Genomic DNA, 17,837 nt, shown 5'->3' with positions numbered 1-17,837 from the left:
GGCAACATAATGGCACTTTAGTGCCAATTTGTAGGCAAGGGTTTGCCCCTCGGTCACGGAGCAAACCTGCACCCACAGAACCTGCGGGGGCGGGCGTGTCCCGCGATGGGTCGCACAGCGGCCCAAATTCCCACAAGTTTGCCACATTTCCCGGGCTTTAGGCTTCCACCTGCCCCCACTGTTTGCTCAAACGCTTGTCGGAAACCGGTACCTTGGTCCCCAACTGCTGGGCAAACAACGACACCCGGTATTCCTCCAGCCACCAGCGGTAGACCGTCAGTTGTTCGTCACGCTTGCCCTCTTGGGCATGCTTGTCGGCCCGGGCCTTGTACTGCGCCCACAGATTGGCCAGCTCGCCACTCCAGACACGGTCCTTCTGCACCTGGGCGCCAAGCTTCTCCAGACGAAGTTCCACCGCCTTGAGGTAACGCGGCAACTCCTTGAACCACGCAGCCGGTGTCTCGCGGACAAAGCCCGGATAGACCAGGTTGGCCAGCTGCTGCTTGATGTCGTTCAAGGCCACTGCCTGGCTCAGGTCGATCTTGCCCTTGAAGCGCTTCTGCAAACCGTGCCACAGCTTGAGCACCTCCAGGGTCTGGCGGGCCAAGCGTTCGGCGTGCTCGGCCCAGTTGCCACGCTTACGCTCGGCAAGGCCGGCCAGGGCAGCGCCATCTCGGGGCAGCGGCGCCTCGCCTTCAAGGATGCAGCTGTCCAGGCTGGCCAGCAGAATGTCCTCCACCAACGCCTCGACACGCCCCAACTCGCGATACAGCAAGCCCAGTTCGGTCAGCCCCGGGAGCTTGCCCCGCAGGAACTTGGCAGGCTCGGCCAACTGTTGCAGCAACAGCCGTTGCAAGGCTCGGCGATGCTGGAACTCGGCTTCGGCCTGGGTCGAGAATCGCCCTTCACGCACGGTGCCGGCCTCTTCCACCAAGGCCGGGTAGACCGTCAACGACAGGCCAGCGATCTTCTGCTGCGCCGTCTGCGCCACTTCAGAGAACGCCTTGGCCTGCACCGGTTGCTCGGCCTTGTCGTTGCGCGGCATGGCCAATGCCGCCTGGCTCGCGGCGGCAAATCGTGCTGTCAGCTCGGCCAGGTCACGACCTTCGCCGAGGAACTTGCCTTGGCCATCGACCACTTCGATGTTCATGCGCAGGTGGCCTTCGACCAGCCCGGCAGCTTCCGTCCAGGCCTCGTCGGACACCCGAGCGCCCGTCATGCGCAACAGCTCCTGACCCAACGACTGAGGCAAGGCCCCCTGGCCGAATGTCATGCGCGCCAGGGCGGCCTTGACGAAGTCCGGCACCGGCACGAAGTTCTTGCGCAGGGCCTTGGGCAAGTTGCGCACCAAGGCCACGCATTTGGCCTCCAGCAGGCCTGGCACCAGCCACTCCAAGCGCTCGCCCGGCAGGTTCGGCAGCAGCGGTGCCGGCACCCGTATGGTGACGCCGTCTCGCGGATGACCCGGCTCGAAGTGGTAAGTCAGCGGCAGGCGCAGGTCGCCGACCTGAAGGCTGTCGGGATACTGCGCGGCCGTAACCTCGCTGGCCTCACGAGCCAGCACGTCCTCTTCGCGCATGATCAGCAGGTTCGGATCCTTCTGGCTGTTCATCCGGTACCAGCTGTCGAAGGTCGCAGTCTGGTGGATTTCTGCAGGCAAACGCGCCTCATAGAAGGCATAGAGCGTTTCTTCGTCGGCCAGGATGTCGCGCCGACGAGCCTTGGCTTCCAACTCGTCAAGCTGCTCGAGCAGGCGCTTGTTGGCGGTCAGGCACTTGGCCCGCGACTGGATCTCGCCGCCGACCAGGCCTTCGCGGATGAACAGCTCGCGCGAGGCCACCGGATCGATAGGCCCGAAATGCACAGGCCGGCGGCCGACCAGGATCAGCCCGTACAGGGTGATCTGTTCGTAGGCCACCACCTGGCCGCGCTTTTTCTCCCAGTGCGGCTCGAAATGGTTCTTCTTGACCAGATGCGTAGCCAGCGGCTCGATCCAGTCCGGTTCGATCTTGGCCACCATGCGCGCATAGAGCTTGGTGGTTTCCACAAGCTCGGCAGCCATCACCCATTGCGGACGCTTGCGGCCGATGCCCGAGGACGGGTGGATCCAGAAGCGCCGCTGGCGTGCGCCTTGATAGTCGCCCTCTTCAGTCTTGTGGCCGATCTGGCTGAGCAGGCCACTGAGAATGGCCTTGTGCATACGCGGGAAATCCGCAGGCTCTTTGTTGACCGACAATTGCAGGTCGCGGCAGATCAGCGCTAATTGGCGATGGGCGTCGCGCCACTCACGCAGGCGCAGGTAATTGAGAAAATGCTTGCGGCACCAGTTGCGCAGCGGGTTGGCGGTCAGCGCCTGGCGCTGTTCCTCGAACCCGCGCCACAGGTTGACCAAAGCCGCGAAGTCGGAGTCAGGATCTTTCCACAGGGCATGGGCCTGGTCGGCGGCCTGCTGGCGTTCCGGAGGACGCTCGCGCGGGTCCTGCACCGACAGGGCGCTGGCGACGATGAGCACCTCCTGCAGGCTGCCCTGGCGAGCGCCTTCGAGCAGCATGCGCCCCAATCGGGGGTCGATCGGCAGACGCGCCAGTTGGCGGCCCAAGGGTGTCAGCTGGTTCTCGCGGTTGACCGCCGAGAGCTCCTGCAACAGGTTGAAACCGTCGCTGATGGCTTTGCCATCCGGCGGCTCGATGAACGGAAACGCATCGATGGCGCCCAGGCGCAGGTGCAGCATCTGCAGGATCACCGCGGCCAGGTTGGTCCGCAGGATCTCTGGGTCAGTGAACGCGGGCCGTGCGTTGAAGTCCTCTTCGCTGTAAAGACGTACGCAGATGCCCGGTTCGACCCGACCGCAACGGCCCTTGCGCTGGTTGGCGCTGGCCTGGGATACCGCCTCGATCGGCAAACGCTGGACCTTGGCGCGGTAGCTGTAGCGGCTGATGCGCGCGGTGCCGCTGTCGATCACATAGCGGATGCCCGGCACGGTCAGCGAGGTTTCGGCAACGTTGGTGGCCAGCACCACCCGGCGCCCGGTATGGGGTTGGAAGATCTTCTGCTGCTCGGCCGGCGTCAGGCGCGCGTACAACGGCAGGATCTCGGTATGGCGCAATTGGGCCTTGCGCAGGATCTCGGCGGCATCGCGGATCTCACGCTCGCCCGGCAGGAACACCAGCACATCGCCGGGGCCCTTGCCCTCGCTGCGTTCGTGATGGGCCAGCTCATCGAGGGTAGCGAGGATCGCCTGGTCGACGGTCAGGTCGTCCTCGACCCGGTTGCCCTCTTCGTCCTGTTCGCTGGTCAGCGGGCGGTACCAGGTTTCCACCGGGAAGGTACGGCCGGACACCTCGATGATCGGCGCCCCGTCGAAATGCTTGGAGAACCGCTCCAGGTCGATGGTTGCCGAGGTGATGATCAGTTTCAGGTCCGGGCGACGGTGCAGGAGCGTCTTGAGGTAGCCGAGCAGGAAGTCGATGTTCAGGCTGCGCTCGTGGGCTTCGTCGACGATGATCGTGTCGTAGCGCTCGAGGAAGCGGTCATGCTGGGTTTCGGCCAGCAGAATACCGTCGGTCATCAGCTTGACCAGGGTACCCGCATCGCTCTGGTCCTCGAAACGCACCTGGTAGCCCACCAGAGCGCCCAGCGGTGTGCCGATCTCCTCGGCCACCCGTGCCGCGACGCTGCGCGCGGCGATCCGGCGGGGCTGGGTATGAGCGATCAGGCCATGCTGACCGCGGCCCATTTCCAGGCAGATCTTCGGCAACTGGGTGGTCTTGCCCGAACCGGTCTCGCCGGCAATCACCAGAACCTGATGCTCGGCCAGGGCCTTCTTGATCTCGTCGCGCTTGGCGGCGATCGGCAAGCTGTCGTCGTAGCGGATGCTCGGCACGCTGTTCTGGCGCGCGACAACCTGGGCACAGGACGCCTGGACCCGCTCCACCCATTGGGCAAGCTTGGCCTCGTCGGGGCGCTTGCGCAGCTCGTGCAGTTGCCGCCGTAGCCGATGGCGGTCGGCGATCATGGCGTGGTCGAGGTTCTTCAGCAGTTGATCGATGGCGTGGTCTGTCATGGGGCTTTTTGATGATGCAGGTGAGCCTGCTTTTTCATGATCGTCATTCGGAAAGTCGGGCGATTGTCGCAGATTTGCCGGTTCTCTGCTGCCTATGCGGGACTCTTCGCGGGTAAAGCCGCTCCCAGCAATTGCACAGAACTTGGAGGCTGCCCGGTCCTGTAGGAGCGGGCTTACCCGCGAAGACGCCAGCACGAATGTTTAGCCAATCACGGAATGAAGGTTGCCATTCACTGCTTTAATCAACCTTATGCCCCGTGTGAGTATCCACCGATGACCTGCCGACCGAGCAATGCGCGCCCCACCCTTCCCAAGGCCCGGGCCCGCGCCGGCGAAAACCCGCTGGTACATGTCATCCTCGCCTTCTGGGCCCTGTGGCACTGCCGCCACGCTCGCCCACCGGATACTTCGTTCGCGTCTCACTGATCCAGCCTCGGCCATCCCTGGCCGACATCAATCAGCCCGACTCGCCGCCCACTTGCGGCCGGTCCTGTGCGCCTGCGGGCGCGAGCGAACATCATGCATTTTGCCAACCCCGAGCAAGCCCGTCGCTTTCTGGCCGACAACCCCGATATCGAACTGTTCGAGCTGTTCATCCTCGATGCCAACGGCGTGCCCCGCGGCAAGCTGCTTCACCGCGACGAACTGCTGGCCGTTTATGAAAGCGGTCGCCCGCTGCCCAGCACCATCCTGGGCCTGACCTTGAATGGCGACGATGTGGAAAACTCAGGCCTGGTCTGGGATGTCGGCGACATCGACTGCCGCGCCTACCCTCTGGAAGGCAGCCTGGTGCGCCTGCCCTGGCGGCGCGTGCCGACGGCTGCCGTGCAGGTCAGCATGCACCCCAGCCAAGGGCTGCCCGCCAGCGTCGCCGACCCGCGCCACGTGCTGATTCGCACGCTCGATGCGCTCAAGGCCGACGGCTATTACCCGGTGATGGCCTGCGAACTGGAGTTCTACCTGCTCGACCAGCAGCGCGACGCCCAGGGGCGTCCGCAACCGGCGCTGGACAATGACGGTGGTCGCCCCCGCACCACCCAGGTCTATGGCCTGCGCGAGCTGGAGCAGATCGAGCCGTTTCTCGCCGACCTGTACGCTGCCTGCAAAGCCCAGGGCATCCCGGCGCGCACCGCCATCTCCGAATATGCGCCCGGCCAGGTGGAAATCACCCTGGAACACGGCGATGCACTGCAGGCCATGGACCAGGCCGTGCGTTACAAACGCCTGGTCAAGGGCATCGCCCATGCCCACGGCATGCAGGCCTGCTTCATGGCCAAACCTTTCGCCCACCTGGCCGGCACCGGCATGCACATGCACCTGAGCCTGGCCGACGCCGAGGGCCGCAACCTGTTCGCCAGCGATGATCCCGCCGGCACCCCGCTGCTGCGTCAGGCCGTGGGCGGGATGTTGCGCCACCTGCGCGAGTCGCTGTTGCTGTTCTGCCCCAACGCCAACTCCTACCGGCGCTTCCAGGCCAACAGCTATGCGCCGCTGGCGCCCACCTGGGGGGTGGACAACCGCACCGTGAGCCTGCGCGTGCCGGGCGGGCCTGCCAACAGCCGGCATGTAGAGCACCGCATCTGCGGCGCCGACGCCAACCCTTACCTGGCTGCCGCCGCGATCCTCGCCGCGACTCATCAGGGCGTACGCGAACAACTCGACCCGGGTGCCCCGATCGAGGGCAACGGTTACGCCCAGGCCACCGAACACCTGCCCACCGAATGGCTCACCGCCCTCGAGGCGCTGGAGCATTCGAGCTGGGCCCGGGAAGCACTCGGCGAAGCCTTCCTCGGCGTCTATCTGAAGGTCAAGCGCGCCGAGTATCGCCAGTTCATGGCCGAAGTCGGCGAACAGGACTGGCGCTGGTACCTGCACCAGGCCTGAGCCCCATTCACAGTAAGGAACGAACATGAACTCAGCAGTGAACAACGGGCCGGCCCAACGGGCGCCGTCCTACTACACCGCCACGCTCAACGACCCGACCCAATACCCCACCCTGACGGGCACCGAGCAGGTAGACGTGGCCATCATCGGCGGCGGTTTCACGGGCGTCGCCACCGCCGTGGAACTGGCCGAACGCGGCCTGAAGGTGGCCATTGTCGAAACCAACCGCATCGGCTGGGGCGCTAGCGGACGCAACGGCGGTCAGGTCACCGGCAGCCTGTCGGGTGACGAGGCCATGCGCACGCAGATGCGCAAGCGCCTGGGTGAAGACGTGGACGATTTCATCTGGCACCTGCGCTGGCGGGGCCACGAGATCATCGAGCGGCGCGTGGAGCGCTACGGCATCGACTGCGATCTCAAGCGCGGACACCTGCACGCAGCGATGAAGCCTTCGCACATGGATGAACTGCAAGCGAGCTACGACGAAGCCCAGCGCCGTGGCATGGGCGACCTGGTGCACCTGCTCGATCGCAATGCCGTCAGCGAACATCTGCAAAGCCCGCTGTACCTGGGCGCCCTCAAGAACCGTCGCAACCTGCACCTGCACCCGCTCAACCTATGCTTGGGCGAAGCGCGCGCAGCCCATGGCCTGGGCGCACTGGTTTTCGAGAACTCCGAGGTGCTGGAGATCGTCCATGGGCCACGCCCGGCGGTGGTCACCGCCCGAGGCCGGATCGAGGCGCGCCAGGTGCTGCTGGCCGGCGATGTCTATCACAAGCTGGAAAAGCGCCAGCTCAAGGGCAAGATCTTCCCGGCCATGGGCGGCATCGTCACCACTGCGCCGCTCGGTGAGCTGGCCGACCAGATCAACCCCCAGGATCTGGCGGTATACGACTGCCGCTTCGTTCTCGACTACTACCGTCTCACGGCCGACAAGCGCCTGCTGTTCGGCGGTGGCGCCAACTATTCGGGCAAGGATTCGCGGGACATCGAAGCCGAGCTGCGCCCGTGCATCGAGCGCACCTTCCCAGCGCTCAAGGGTGTGCCGATCGAGTTCAAGTGGAGTTGTGCGATGGGTATCGTGGTCAACCGCATTCCGCAATTGGGCAAGCTGTCGGACAACGTCTGGTACTGCCAGGGTTACTCCGGGCACGGTATCGCCACCAGCCACATCATGGGCGAGATCATGGCCGAGGCGCTGACCGGGACGTTGGAGAAGTTCGACACCTTCGCGGCGTGCAAGCACATCAAGGTGCCGATGGGGGACTTGCTGGGCAATCCGCTGTTGGCGGCAGGTATGTGGTACTACCAGATGCTCGAGAAACTGCGCTGATCACTGAGGGCTGCGTGACAGCCCCAGGATCCGAACCTTGGTTGCGCAGGGCTGCAATGCAGCCCTGCATGAGCAACGTCAGGCGATCTTCTTCAGGCCCTGCTTCTTGAGCTCTTCATCACGCAGCTCACGGCGCAGGATCTTGCCGACGTTGGTGGTCGGCAGCGCATCGCGGAACTCGATGTGACGAGGGACCTTGTAGCCGGTGACGTTGGCGCGCATGTGCTCCATCACCTGCTCCTTGGTCAGGGTCATGCCCGGCTTGACCACGATGAACATCTTGATCACTTCGCCTGACTTTTCGTCCGGCACACCGATCGCCGCGCACTGCAGCACGCCCGGCAGACTGGCCAGTACGTCTTCGAGCTCGTTCGGATAGACGTTGAAACCGGAGACCAGGATCATGTCCTTCTTGCGATCGACGATGCGCATGTAGCCATCGGGCTGGATGACTGCGATATCGCCCGTCTTCAGCCAACCGTCCTGGTCGAGAATTTCAGCGGTGGCCTCTTCGCGCTGCCAGTAGCCCTTCATGACCTGCGGGCCCTTGACGCACAGCTCACCGACCTCGCCCAGGCCCAACTCGCGACCGCTGTCGTCGATCACCTTGCACAGGGTTGAAGGCACAGGAATGCCGATGGTCCCGACCTGGTTGGCCTCGGCCGGGTTGACCGCTGCGACCGGGCTGGTCTCGGTCATGCCGTAGCCTTCGCAAATTGCGCAGCCAGTGACGGTCTTCCAGCGCTCGGCCACGCTCAGTTGCAAGGCCATGCCACCGGAGAGAGTGATCTTCAGCGCCGAGAAGTCCAAGGCGCGGAAGGCGTCGTTATTGCACAGGGCAACGAACAGGGTATTGAGGCCGACGAAGCCGCTGAACTTCCATTTGCCCAGCTCCTTGACCATCGCCGACAGGTCACGGGGGTTGCTGATCAGCACATTGTGGTTGCCGATCAGCATCATGGCCATGCAATGGAAGGTAAAAGCATAGATGTGGTACAGCGGCAGCGGGGTGATGAGGATCTCGCAGCCTTCGTGCAGGTTCGCCCCCATCAGGGCGCGACATTGCAGCATGTTGGCCACCAGGTTGCGGTGGGTCAGCATGGCCCCCTTGGCAACCCCGGTGGTGCCGCCGGTATACTGCAGCACCGCGACGTCGTTCGGCTGTGGGTTGGCTTCGGTCACCGCGCCGCCCTTGCCCAGCGCCAAGGCATCGTTGAAGCGTACGGCGCCCGGCAGGTTGTAGGCCGGCACCATCTTCTTCACGTACTTGATTACGCTGTTGATCAGCAGGCGCTTGAGCGGTGGCAGCAAGTCGGCCACTTCAGTGACGATGACGTGCTTGACCTGGGTCTTCGGCACCACCTTCTCGGCCAGATGCGCCATGTTGGCCAGGCACACCAAGGCCTTGGCGCCGGAGTCGTTGAACTGGTGTTCCATCTCCCGCGCAGTGTAGAGCGGGTTGGTATTGACCACGATCAAACCTGCGCGCATGGCACCGAATACGGCCACGGGGTATTGCAGGACATTGGGCAGTTGTACGGCAATCCGATCACCCGGTTTGAGGTCGGTATGCTGTTGCAGCCAGGCGGCAAAGGCGCCCGACAGGGTGTACAGCTCACCGTAGGTGAGGGTTTTGCCCAGGTTGCTAAAGGCCGGTTTGTCGGCAAAGCGTTGGCAGGATTGCTTGAGCACCGCCTGGATATTGGGGAACTCGTCAGGATTGATTTGCGCCGTTATCCCGGCTGGGTACTTATCCTTCCAAAAATTTTCGATCATGGAAGCCCGCTCCTTCAGCAACAGCGAATTCGTCACGCATTACGCGTTTATTATTGATATGGGATGACGGCTCATTGCAAACCGGATCATCTGGAAGCGCGCCGAGAGTAACAGCTTTGCCAGGGGTCGACTAGAGCCCAAATCGGCCCAATCGGTCACAAAAATGACTCAAAGAAATGTATCGGTCATTTTTAGAGTATTTATCCAAAACGTCGCAATTCAAGCCGAAAACGGCAGGATAGAGCGGTTTACAACCACCCTATTCTGCCGCTCGAAGAAACCTGCGTGAAAATCAGGCGATATCCCGCAGCTCGCGACGCAGAATCTTGCCCACCGGGGTCATGGGCAGCGAGTCACGCAATACGATGTATTTGGGCACTTTGTAACCGGTGAAGTTGGCTTTGCAGTACGCCTTGAGCTCGTCGACGCTCAAGCCTGCTTCTCGCGGCACCACGAATAGCTTGACCGCCTCGCCGGAGCGATCGTCGGGCACACCGATGGCCGCGCAGTTGGCAACCTTGGGATGGCCCATGACCACTTCCTCGATCTCGTTGGGGTACACGTTGAAACCCGAGACGATGATCATGTCCTTCTTGCGATCGACGATCCGGGTGAAACCGTCCGGGTCGATCACGGCGATATCGCCAGTCTTGAGCCAGCCGTCGGCATCCAGCGTCTGTGCGGTGGCCTCAGGTTGGCGCCAGTAGCCTTTCATGACCTGCGGGCCTTTGATGCACAACTCGCCCCGTTCGCCCAGAGGCAGCTCGTTGCCCTCGTCATCGATGACCTTGAATGCTGTGCCAGGCACAGGAATACCTACCGTCCCCAGACGCGCCAGCGCGCCGTAAGGATTGGTGCTGGCGACCGGAGAGGTCTCGGTCAGGCCGTAGCCCTCGACGATGCGACAGCCCGTCAGGCTCTCCCAGCGTTCGGCCGTGGCCTTGACCAAAGCCGTGCCTCCGGAGTTGGTGACCTTGAGCGAGGAAAAGTCCAGGGACTTGAAGCCAGGGTGATCCATCAAGGCGACGAACAGGGTGTTCAAGCCAAGCAAGGCAGTGAAACGCCACTTGCCCAGCTCCTTGATGAAGCCGGGAATATCACGGGGATTGGTGATCAACACGTTATGGTTGCCGGTGACCATCATGCACATGCAGTTCGCGGTGAAGGCATAGATGTGGTACAGCGGCAGCGGTGCGATCATCACCTCCTGGCCATCCTTGATCAGCTTCTGCCCATCCGGGCCGTGCTGGGAGAAACAGGCCAGCACTTGCAACATGTTGGCCACCAGGTTCCCATGAGTGAGCATGGCCCCCTTGGCCAGCCCCGTGGTGCCACCGGTGTACTGCAGCACCGCGACATCATCGAGGCTCAGGGGCACCGGCTTGGGCACCCCCGACCGGCCCTGGCGCAGCACCTGCTTGAACGATATGGCCTGGGGCAGCCGGTAGGCCGGCACCATCTTCTTGACCTTGTCGACCACGGTATTGACCAGCCAGCCCTTGGCGAACGGCAGCAGATCGCCCATCTTCGCCTCGATCAGGTACTCGATATCGGTGTCGCCCAATACCTCTTGGACCCGCTTGCCGAACATGTTCAGGTAGACCAGGGCACGGGCACCGGAATCCTTGAACTGATGGCGCATTTCTCGCTCGGTGTAGAGCGGGTTGGTGTTCACCACGATCAGCCCGGCGCGCATCGCGCCGAACACGGCAATGGGGTATTGCAGGACATTGGGCATCTGCACCGCGATGCGATCGCCCGGAACGAGGTCGGTGTGCTGCTGCAACCAGGCGGTGAAGGCAGCGCTATAACGCTCGAGGTCGCTGTAGCTGAGGGTCACGCCCAGGTTACTGAAGGCCGGACGGTCCGCAAAGCGCTTGCAGGAGCGCTCGAACACGTCGACGACCGATCGATAAGCAGTGATCTCGAGGGTGGAGGGCACGCCCGCCGGGCGTTTGTCGTTCCAGAAGTCGGCTTGCATCTTATTGTTGTTCCTCTGCCATGCGCTGTCCCTGACCTGCCTGCCCAAGCTCACGAAGGGGCAAGAAGGCGTTGAATCGACGTTAGCAGGTAAGCAGGAGACGGCATATACGCCAAGTGCCGCCATTAACATTGTGAATCTTATTTGTGCCCTTCCTGCAATCAGGCCCATTGGGCATACACTGTCTGCAACCCATGAGCCAAGGACTCGCCATGCCCCATGACGCCTTCTGGCTGCCCGCCAGCGAGCATTGCAGCTTGTATGTCCATCAGTGGTTGCCGACAACACCGGTCAAGGCCGTGGTGCTGCTGGCCCACGGCATGGCCGAGCACGCCGGCCGCTACCAGCGCCTGGGGCATGCCCTGGCGGATGCAGGTTTCGCCCTGTTCGCCCCCGATCTACGCGGCCATGGCCGCACCGCGGAACTCGGCAATCTCGGCCTATTCGCCCGCCATCATGGCTGGAACACCGTGGTCAACGACCTTGGGTTGGTGGCCCAGCACATCGGCCAGCAGTTTCCCGGCACACCGCTGTTTCTGTTCGGCCACAGCATGGGCAGCTACATCGCCCAGGCCTACCTCATGCACCACAGCGCCAGCCTCCAGGGTGCCGTGCTCAGCGGCTCGAACTTCCAGCCGCCGCTGCTCTACCGCACCGCCGCGCTGATTGCACGCCTGGAGGCCTGGCGCCAGGGCTATCTGGGCAAGAGTGCACTGATCGAATGGCTGTCCTTTGGTTCGTTCAACAAAGCGTTCAAGCCCAACCGCACGGCCTTCGACTGGCTCAGCCGCGATGCCGAGGAGGTCGACAAGTACATCGCCGATCCCCTGTGCGGTTTTCGCTGTTGCAACCAGCTGTGGATCGACCTGCTCCAGGGCCTGGCGCAGATCAGCCAGCCGAAGAACCTCGCGCAGATCGACCCGAACCTGCCGATCCTCGTCCTGGGCGGCGAATGTGATCCGGTCAGCGACGGCAAGCGTCTGAAGCATCTGGCCGACGCCCTGCGCGCGACCGGCAACCGCCATGTGCAGCTGCGCCTGTACCCTGCAGCGCGACACGAAGTGCTCAACGAAACCAATCGCGACGAGGTCACCGCCGACATCCTCGGCTGGCTGGAGCAGGCGCTGGCCCTTGGCCGCCCTGCCCGCAGTGAATGATGTACACTTGCTCGTCCGCCCCTTAAGGAAGCCCAGATGTCCCAGGTCACCAACACGCCCTACGAAGCCCTCGAAGTCGGGCAGAAAGCCAGCTATGAAAAGTCCGTGGAAGAGCGCGACATCCAGCTGTTCGCTGCGATGTCCGGTGACCACAACCCGGTACACCTGGATGCCGAATTCGCCGCCAAGAGCATGTTCCGCGAGCGTATCGCCCATGGCATGTTCAGCGGTGCACTGATCAGTGCCGCGGTTGCCTGCACCCTGCCAGGCCCAGGCACCATCTACCTGGGTCAGCAGATGAGCTTCCAGAAGCCGGTCAAGATCGGCGACACCCTGACCGTGCGCCTGGAGATTCTCGAGAAGCTGCCCAAGTTCAAGGTGCGCATCGCAACGAATGTGTACAACCAGAACGACGAGTTGGTGGTCGAAGGCGTCGCCGAGATCCTGGCTCCGCGCAAACAGCAGACCGTCGAATTGGTCAGCCCACCGAACTTCGTTGCCAGCTGATCGAGCCCGTCGACAGTACGCCTTCACGGGTGAACCCGCTCCTACCAGGCCAGCGCTGCCCTGAAAACCGTGGGCGCGGGTTCACCTGCGAAAGATTCACTCGCGCCGCCTAGCGTTCCAGCTCCCGCAGACACCGCTCGATGTGCCGCCTCTCCGGCCCCTGCCGGGTAAGCGCCAGCGCCTGCTGCCAGGCTGTGCGGGCCTGCTCGTCCTGACCCAACTGACGGTGCAACTCCGCCCGGGCAGCATGGGCCAGATGATAGTCGCGCAACTCGCCACGCTGCAGAATCGCCTCGATCGCCACAAGCCCCGCCCTTGGCCCGTCACGCCTGGCCAATGCCGCCGCCCGGTTAAGCTCGACCACCGGTGACGGCCAGTGCCGTTGCAACACATCGTACAACCCTACGATTTCCTGCCAGTCGGTCTGCTCGGGACTTGAAGCCTCGGCATGCACCGCGGCAATGGCCGCCTGCACGCTATAGGCACCAAACTGCCGGCTGCGCAGTGCTTGTTGCACCAATTGGCAACCTTCGGCGATCTGGGCACGATCCCACAGGCTGCGGTCTTGTCGGTCCAGTACCACCAACTCCCCCGCCGCATCGCTGCGCGCTTGCAATCGCGAGGCCTGCAGCAGCATCAACGCCAACAGCCCAAGCACCTCGGCATCCGGCAACAACTGGGCAAGCAACCGTCCGAGCCGGATCGCTTCGTCACACAGCTCACGCTGTATCAGGTCATCACCCGTGGAGGCCGAATAACCTTCGTTGAAGACCAGGTAGACCACTCGCAGCACACTTTCCAGGCGCTCTGGCAGTTCGGCCAGCGCCGGTACTTGATAGGGAATGCGCGCATCGCGGATCTTGGCCTTGGCGCGCACGATGCGCTGGGCAATGGTCGCCGGGCTCTGCAGGAAGGCTCGGGCGATCTGCTCGGTGGTCAGGTCGCAGACTTCACGCAGGGTGAGCGGCACCTGGGCATCGGCTGAAAGCGCCGGGTGGCAACAGGTGAAGATCAGCCGCAGGCGATCATCCACCAAGTCCTCCTCCTCGCCGGGACCCTGCCGTTGGTCCTCGAGCAACATGACCAGATCCGCCTGGGATCGGTCGAAGCGGGCGCGCCTGCGCAAGGCGTCGATGGCCTTGAAGCGGCCCGCAGACACCAGCCAGGCACGCGGGTTGTCTGGGATGCCATCGCGTTGCCAACGCTCGACCGCAATGAAAAAGGCGTCGTGTAGGGCCTCTTCGGCGAGATCGAAGTCGCCCAGCAGGCGGATCAGCGTCGCCAGGATACGCCGGGAGTCCTGTCGATAGACCGCCTCGACCTCCCGCCGCACCTGTTGAGCCTCGAGCATCAGTCCGGCATCCGCTGGGTCACCACCTCGACCAGCCGATCCAGGCTTTCACCCCAGCCCTGGTAAAAACCCATCTCCTCATGAGCACGGCAGTCGGCGGCGTTCCAGTGCAAGGCGCGTGCGGTGTAGCGGGTCTTGCCCTGTTCCTCGTCGAAGGTGATCACGGCCGTCATGAACGCTTTGTCCGAAGGTGCCCAGCCCGGCCCGAAGGCATCGGTAAACACCAACCGCCGCGGCGCGACAATCTCCAGGAACACCCCCTGGTTGGGATACTCGGCGCCATCGGGCGCTCGCATCAAGGTCCGGAACAGCCCGCCCACCCAGAGTTGCAACTCGCACTCGGGGGTGGTCATGCCATGGGGGCCCCACCACTGTGTCAGCCACTGTGGCTCGGTCCAGGCGCGAAACACCTTGGCCGCAGGAGCATCGATCAAGCGTGTGATGGACAACTCGTGTGGCGACTGTTGCGGGCCGGGCTGTGCAAGGCTCATGCTGGTCGTTCTCCGTCGTCAGGGTTGCAACTCACGTACAGGCCGTACCTCGACGCTACCGACTCGCGCCGCCGGAATGCCTTTGGCGATGTTCAGTGCCTCGTTCAGGTCGCGCGCATCGACCAGGTAGAAACCCGCCAATTGCTCCTTGGTCTCGGCAAACGGACCGTCGGTCAGGCTCATGCGCCCACCCCGCACACGCACTGTGGTGGCGGTCTGCACAGGTTTGAGCGCCTCGGCCGCAAGCATTCGCCCGGCCCCCTGCAACGACTCAGCGTAGGCCATGCATTCGGCATCTTCAGGGCTGTCGGGCAGGCTGTGCAGCAGCCCTTCGTCACAATAGACCAGGCACAGGTATTTCATGGTCGTCTCCAATGCTGCGCAAAGGTGCGTTTGCCGATGAGCGGCAGGGTCGTTAAGGCTTGAGGTTGAACAGGGCTTTCTGGGTTTGCATGTCGAACGGTGCCGACCAGTGCTCGTGAATGACCTGCCATTGCCCGCCACTACGACGATAGCCTACGGTGGCCCGCATGAAGCCGCATTGGCTCTCGTCGTCCGAAGGGCCGCAGCGATTGAGCCAATGGGCAAAGCCCAGGTCACCGTCGGCATGCACGGTCAGTTGCGCCAGTTCGAACACCATGGGCCCGGTGCAGAAGCTCATGCACATTTCCCAGTGCGCCCGGTAGGCGGCCTTACCCTTGAATTGCAATGCGTTGATGGCATCGAAGGCGACGATGTCGTCAGCGTACGGCGCGCAGATGGCGTCCAGGTCGCGGTCGCGCACGGCCTGCATCCAGCGGTTGATCAATTGGCTGAGTTGGGTTTCGGCGGTGTTCATCGGTGTTTCCTCCAATCGGTCATGAGCGGTTGGCGCCTCAAGTTTCGGCGCCTTCATGACTGGTCGAATGGTGATTGGGGAAATCGACAAGGCAGGCGAAAAAAAATCAAAGCAGCAAACACAGCGGCTTTTCAGCTTTGACGTGTAGGAGCGGGTTTACCCGCGAATGCCAAATCGTTGCTCACGGACAAATCACAGCCCCGGAAAATCACATGGCAGGGCTCGCAAGGATGAACTCACGGTACCCTGAAAGCACCACGTATCCGGCAAAGTAACAGAAGATCGCCGCCGACAGCAGGTACGACCACGTCAGCAGACGATCCCCCAGCAAACGCCCGCCGTGACTGGCGATAGCACACAGGCCCAGGCACCACACCACCCCGGCCGCAAAGAAGCCGCCCAGGAACAGTCCGGCCTCCAGCGGCCCACCGGCACCGGAGCGGGAAATCAGCACCCCGCCCACTGCCGCGAACCAGAGGATGGCACTGGGCGAAGACATGGCCAGGAACATCCCCCGCAAGAATTCGCGCCAGGCCGGCTCCACCACTGCCTGTCCACTGGCCTCCAGATGCCCACCGCGCCAGGCCGCCAGCAACATCTTCAGCGCGAACCACACCAGCAGGGCCGAGCCGCCCAGCCACAACGTCCAGCGCACCGCTTCGAACTGCAGCAGCACGGTCATGCCCGCGAGCGCGGCAACGGCATAGATCAGATCACCCACGCACGTCCCCAGCCCCAGCCACACGCCTTGCATGAAACCGCGTTGCATGGCCAGGGTGATCATGGCGATGTTGGCGACACCGATGTCCAGGCACAGGGACAGGCTGAGGAGGAATCCATTCGAAAAGGGCATGGGAGACTCGGTCATGCAGGTTCAAGGGAAGGCGATTGTGCCTGAGCGAGTGATGCCCTGTTCAGATCTTTCGCGCATGAAACATCGCCTGAATACCCTCAAGCACCGAACAGCACCCGCGCATAGCGCTCTCGATCGATGTTCGCCCCGCTCAGCACCACCGCCACACGCTTGCCGGCCTGACGCGCGCGCTCTTGCATCAACGCCGCCAGGGCCGCTGCGCCGGCACCTTCGGCGGTGTTGTGGGTGGCTTCGTGGTAAAGGCGCATGGCCTGGGCGACTTCATCGTCGGTGACGCGCACGATGCGTGCGGCGTGTTCATGAACCAGCGCGAAGGCATCAGGGTGCGGAACCCGGCAGGCCATGCCGTCGGCGAAGGTGTCGGCGGTCTCGGTAGTGACGATGCGTCCCTGCTCGAAGCTCTGGGCATAAGCATCGGCAGCACTGGAGACCACGCCGACGATCTGGGTCTTCAACCCCAGCAGGTTGCGCGCCTGGATCAGACCACAAATACCCGAACCCATGCCGATCGGCACGTAGACGCAATCCAGGTCTGCCACCGCATCGAACAGCTCCAGCGCATAGGTGGCCACGCCGCGCACCAGCTCCGGATGGAATGAAGGCACCATGGCGTAACCCAGCGACTCGGCAAGCCTGGCGGCTTCTTCGCGGGCCACATCGAAATCGACCCCGTGTTCCACCAATTCGGCGCCCAAGGCACGCATGGCGGCGTTCTTTTCTCGCGAGTTGCCTTCCGGCACTACGATCACCAGCGGCACCCCAGCCTGACGCGCCGCCAGCGCCATGCTCTGGCCATGGTTACCACGGGTGGCGGTGACCAGCCCTCGCGGTGGTTTGCCATTGGCCAACAGCGACCGCACATAGACCAGCCCGCCACGAACCTTGAAGGCACCGGTCGGTGCATGGTTTTCGTGCTTGACCCAGACCTTGCAACCCAAACGGTCGGCCAAAAGCGGCCAGGCATGCTGCGGTGTGGCGGGAACGTGCTGGTGGACGAAGTCGGCGGCTTCACGCAGGGCGGGCAGGTCGAACATGGACGATATTCCTTCATCAAAGGGAGACCGATCCTAAGCCCGACCCGACGCCGAGGTAAACCTTATCTGCCCACCGACAGTTTCAGCCCTGGCTGCAACCCTCGCCCATGGCGCGGTACTGGATGGTGTGTACCTGGCCCTGGTGGTCTTCGTAGGTCATGGTCGCAGGCACCACCTCGCAGACGTTGGGGATGGTCGACAGGCTGATCACCCGCTTGATGTCCAGGTTGGTGGAATAGTCGTACTGCTCGACTGCAGGTTGGTTGGTGGCGGTCTTGACCTCATCGGCGAAGGCGAGCGAGGACATACCGACCAGTGCGAGAATCAGTAAAGCTTTCATGAGAGGTTGGCCTTAAAAGCAATCAACTCGATTGACTTCATATGCCGTGAATGGCGCGGAGAAGTTGTCATCACTCCGAAGATGACACGAAGTACCGATCCCGTTTCGTACTGCCGGGGGATGTCTGAAAGTCTACTCCCCGCCTGGAATAGTTGAACCCCGAACTCGGACAATCACTCTTGCGAACCCTGCAACAATCTGCGAAAAA

General features: G+C 63.0%; 14 protein-coding genes. 4 read left to right on the top strand and 10 right to left on the bottom strand.

Translation table 11 applies throughout. From position 1 onward, the window contains the following. Positions 1–157: 157 nt before the first annotated feature. Entirely contained in the window at positions 158–4,063 is a 3,906-nt protein-coding gene (hrpA, locus tag AB1N67_RS06670; RefSeq protein ID WP_367863615.1) for an ATP-dependent RNA helicase HrpA, read from the bottom strand. A 519-nt stretch (positions 4,064–4,582) separates the two neighbouring features. On the opposite strand from hrpA, the gene AB1N67_RS06665 reads away from it, so the two are divergent. Together AB1N67_RS06665 and AB1N67_RS06660 are read left to right on the top strand one after the other, a co-directional pair. After that, a complete protein-coding gene (locus AB1N67_RS06665; RefSeq protein WP_043209325.1) occupies positions 4,583–5,947 on the top strand; it encodes a glutamine synthetase family protein in 1,365 nt (454 codons plus the stop codon). 25 nt (positions 5,948–5,972) lie between these two features. After that, entirely contained in the window at positions 5,973–7,280 is a 1,308-nt protein-coding gene (locus tag AB1N67_RS06660) for an FAD-binding oxidoreductase (RefSeq protein WP_043209323.1), read from the top strand. Positions 7,281–7,358: 78 nt separating this feature from the next. Here AB1N67_RS06660 and fadD1 read toward each other — a convergent pair whose 3' ends face one another. Both fadD1 and fadD2 read right to left on the bottom strand, forming a co-directional pair. Next, entirely contained in the window at positions 7,359–9,056 is a 1,698-nt protein-coding gene (gene fadD1, locus AB1N67_RS06655) for a long-chain-fatty-acid--CoA ligase FadD1 (RefSeq protein WP_043209321.1), read from the bottom strand. Between the two features lie 292 nt (positions 9,057–9,348). After that, positions 9,349–11,037, bottom strand: a complete 1,689-nt coding sequence (gene fadD2, locus AB1N67_RS06650; protein WP_043209319.1) for a long-chain-fatty-acid--CoA ligase FadD2 — start codon at positions 11,035–11,037, stop codon at positions 9,349–9,351. Between the two features lie 212 nt (positions 11,038–11,249). Between fadD2 and AB1N67_RS06645 the strand changes: the two genes are divergently transcribed. Beyond that, the gene (locus AB1N67_RS06645) at positions 11,250–12,194 is read left to right on the top strand and encodes an alpha/beta hydrolase (protein WP_070571450.1); all 945 of its coding nucleotides are present in this window, start codon (positions 11,250–11,252) and stop codon (positions 12,192–12,194) included. 36 nt (positions 12,195–12,230) lie between these two features. Continuing rightward, complete coding sequence (locus tag AB1N67_RS06640; protein WP_043209315.1) at positions 12,231–12,701, top strand: MaoC family dehydratase; 471 nt, start codon at positions 12,231–12,233, stop codon at positions 12,699–12,701. 109 nt (positions 12,702–12,810) lie between these two features. Here the strand turns inward: AB1N67_RS06640 and AB1N67_RS06635 are convergent, their stop codons facing one another. The 7 genes from AB1N67_RS06635 to AB1N67_RS06605 all read right to left on the bottom strand — a co-directional run bounded on the left by AB1N67_RS06635 (position 12,811) and on the right by AB1N67_RS06605 (position 17,629). Further along, positions 12,811–14,052 carry an RNA polymerase sigma factor gene (locus AB1N67_RS06635; protein ID WP_102081357.1) on the bottom strand — a complete coding sequence of 414 codons (1,242 nt, stop codon included), beginning with the start codon at positions 14,050–14,052 and terminating at the stop codon, positions 12,811–12,813. After that, on the bottom strand, positions 14,052–14,543 hold the full coding sequence (locus AB1N67_RS06630) for an SRPBCC family protein (RefSeq protein ID WP_090345367.1): 492 nt from the start codon (positions 14,541–14,543) through the stop codon (positions 14,052–14,054). Before AB1N67_RS06630 ends, AB1N67_RS06635 begins: the two co-directional genes overlap by 1 nt. A gap of 18 nt (positions 14,544–14,561) precedes the next feature. Continuing rightward, on the bottom strand, positions 14,562–14,906 hold the full coding sequence (locus AB1N67_RS06625; protein ID WP_043209307.1) for a YciI family protein: 345 nt from the start codon (positions 14,904–14,906) through the stop codon (positions 14,562–14,564). A gap of 52 nt (positions 14,907–14,958) precedes the next feature. After that, complete coding sequence (locus AB1N67_RS06620) at positions 14,959–15,381, bottom strand: nuclear transport factor 2 family protein (protein WP_102081358.1); 423 nt, start codon at positions 15,379–15,381, stop codon at positions 14,959–14,961. A 208-nt stretch (positions 15,382–15,589) separates the two neighbouring features. Beyond that, on the bottom strand, positions 15,590–16,234 hold the full coding sequence (locus AB1N67_RS06615; protein ID WP_043209304.1) for a LysE family translocator: 645 nt from the start codon (positions 16,232–16,234) through the stop codon (positions 15,590–15,592). A 98-nt stretch (positions 16,235–16,332) separates the two neighbouring features. After that, positions 16,333–17,289 carry a threonine dehydratase gene (locus AB1N67_RS06610; RefSeq protein WP_102081359.1) on the bottom strand — a complete coding sequence of 319 codons (957 nt, stop codon included), beginning with the start codon at positions 17,287–17,289 and terminating at the stop codon, positions 16,333–16,335. Between the two features lie 82 nt (positions 17,290–17,371). Beyond that, positions 17,372–17,629, bottom strand: a complete 258-nt coding sequence (locus tag AB1N67_RS06605) for a DUF2790 domain-containing protein (RefSeq protein ID WP_043209299.1) — start codon at positions 17,627–17,629, stop codon at positions 17,372–17,374. Positions 17,630–17,837 lie beyond the last annotated feature (208 nt).

The organism is Pseudomonas guariconensis (genome assembly GCF_040822035.1).
Lineage (GTDB): Bacteria > Pseudomonadota > Gammaproteobacteria > Pseudomonadales > Pseudomonadaceae > Aquipseudomonas > Aquipseudomonas guariconensis.
Note: the sequence above shows the minus strand (reverse complement) of the source record. Positions and strands in the feature narration are given on the sequence as shown.

Bases quoted from the DNA above. Each gene is read 5' to 3' on its own strand.
- AB1N67_RS06660 (WP_043209323.1), top strand. From the start codon at position 5,973: ATGAACTCAGCAGTGAACAACGGGCCGGCCCAACGGGCGCCGTCCTAC.
- AB1N67_RS06630 (WP_090345367.1), bottom strand. From the start codon at position 14,543: ATGAGCCTTGCACAGCCCGGCCCGCAACAGTCGCCACACGAGTTGTCC.
- fadD1 (WP_043209321.1), bottom strand. From the start codon at position 9,056: ATGATCGAAAATTTTTGGAAGGATAAGTACCCAGCCGGGATAACGGCG.
- AB1N67_RS06665 (WP_043209325.1), top strand. From the start codon at position 4,583: ATGCATTTTGCCAACCCCGAGCAAGCCCGTCGCTTTCTGGCCGACAAC.
- AB1N67_RS06640 (WP_043209315.1), top strand. From the start codon at position 12,231: ATGTCCCAGGTCACCAACACGCCCTACGAAGCCCTCGAAGTCGGGCAG.
- AB1N67_RS06605 (WP_043209299.1), bottom strand. From the start codon at position 17,629: ATGAAAGCTTTACTGATTCTCGCACTGGTCGGTATGTCCTCGCTCGCC.
- fadD2 (WP_043209319.1), bottom strand. From the start codon at position 11,037: ATGCAAGCCGACTTCTGGAACGACAAACGCCCGGCGGGCGTGCCCTCC.
- AB1N67_RS06615 (WP_043209304.1), bottom strand. From the start codon at position 16,234: ATGCCCTTTTCGAATGGATTCCTCCTCAGCCTGTCCCTGTGCCTGGAC.
- AB1N67_RS06620 (WP_102081358.1), bottom strand. From the start codon at position 15,381: ATGAACACCGCCGAAACCCAACTCAGCCAATTGATCAACCGCTGGATG.
- AB1N67_RS06610 (WP_102081359.1), bottom strand. From the start codon at position 17,289: ATGTTCGACCTGCCCGCCCTGCGTGAAGCCGCCGACTTCGTCCACCAG.
- AB1N67_RS06645 (WP_070571450.1), top strand. From the start codon at position 11,250: ATGCCCCATGACGCCTTCTGGCTGCCCGCCAGCGAGCATTGCAGCTTG.
- hrpA (WP_367863615.1), bottom strand. From the start codon at position 4,063: ATGACAGACCACGCCATCGATCAACTGCTGAAGAACCTCGACCACGCC.
- AB1N67_RS06635 (WP_102081357.1), bottom strand. From the start codon at position 14,052: ATGCTCGAGGCTCAACAGGTGCGGCGGGAGGTCGAGGCGGTCTATCGA.
- AB1N67_RS06625 (WP_043209307.1), bottom strand. From the start codon at position 14,906: ATGAAATACCTGTGCCTGGTCTATTGTGACGAAGGGCTGCTGCACAGC.